The organism is Streptomyces sp. NPDC033136, from assembly GCF_055578235.1.
In genome coordinates, this window is record NZ_JBVIPD010000064.1 from 1 (window position 1) to 1,092 (window position 1,092).

Below are 1,092 nucleotides of genomic sequence, written 5' to 3' on the forward strand. Positions count from 1 at the left end.
TGAACCGCCCCGGGTTTGATGGAGACATCGAAGACCCGGAAGGATGCCGATCATGGCTGCTCCCCGTAAGTACCCCGACGAACTGCGCGAGCGTGCGACGCGGCTGGCGATCGAGGCCCGCAAGGACCCCGCCGGCCGGGCCGGTGCGATCAAGCGGATCGCCGACCAGCTCGACGTGCACCCTGAGGCCCTGCGCGGCTGGGTCAAGCGGGCCGAGACCGACGAGAGCATCGTGCCCGGCACCAGCAGTACCGACGCTGCACGGATCGCGGAGCTGGAGCGGGAGGTGAAGGAACTGCGGCGGGCGAACGCGATTTTGAAGTCCGCCTCGGCTTTCTTCGCCGCGGAGCTGGACCGTCCACTGCGATGAAGGTCGCCTACATCGACCAGTACAAGGAGACGTTCGGCGTCCAGCCGATCTGCGATGTCCTCGCCGAGACGGACGCGCCGATCGCGCCGAGCACCTACTACGCCGCCCGCACCCGCCCGCCCTCGGCCCGCAGCCTGCGAGACGAGGAAGTCACCAAGGAGATCCGCCGCATCCACGAGGCCAACTACGGCGTTTACGGGGCCCGCAAGGTCCACGCCGCCCTCCTGCGAGAGGGATTCGAGGTGGCCCGATGCACGGTCGAACGCCTCATGCGCCAGGCCGGTCTGCGCGGGGTGATCCGGGCCAAGAGCCCACGCACCACCCGCCCAGCACCCGAGACCGACCGGCCCGCCGACCTGGTCGAGCGGCAGTTCACCGCGAGCGCGCCGAACCAGCTATGGGTCGCGGACATCACCTACATCCGCACCTTCTCCGGCTGGATCTATGCCGCCTTCGTCATCGACGTCTTCTCCCGCATGGTCGTCGGCTGGCAGGTCGCCACCTCTCTCTACACCGACCTCGCCCTCGACGCACTGGAAATGGCGATCTGGCGCCGCCGGCACACCGGCGCCGATCTCACCGGCCTCACGCACCACTCGGACCGCGGAGTCCAATACCGAGCTCTGCGCTACACCGAGCGTCTCGAACATGAGGCCGCCGTGGCCTCGGTCGGCTCCAAGGGCGACTCGTACGACAACGCCCTGGCCGAGGCGTTCAACAGC

Annotated in this window: 2 protein-coding genes and 1 other annotated feature; both genes read left to right on the forward strand. The window is 68.6% G+C overall.

The genetic code is table 11. From position 1 onward, the window contains the following. Window positions 1-52: 52 nt before the first annotated feature. Window positions 53-370 carry a transposase gene (locus tag ACZ5TL_RS39490; protein WP_468595599.1) on the forward strand — a complete coding sequence of 106 codons (318 nt, stop codon included), beginning with the start codon at window positions 53-55 and terminating at the stop codon, window positions 368-370. Next, window positions 331-459 (forward strand) — a sequence feature (AL1L pseudoknot). Its footprint overlaps the gene before it by 40 nt. Next, the coding region (locus ACZ5TL_RS39495) for an IS3 family transposase (RefSeq protein ID WP_468595600.1) at window positions 367-1,092 on the forward strand (726 nt) is incomplete at its 3' end. Its footprint overlaps the feature before it by 93 nt. The genes ACZ5TL_RS39490 and ACZ5TL_RS39495, both read left to right, overlap by 4 nt.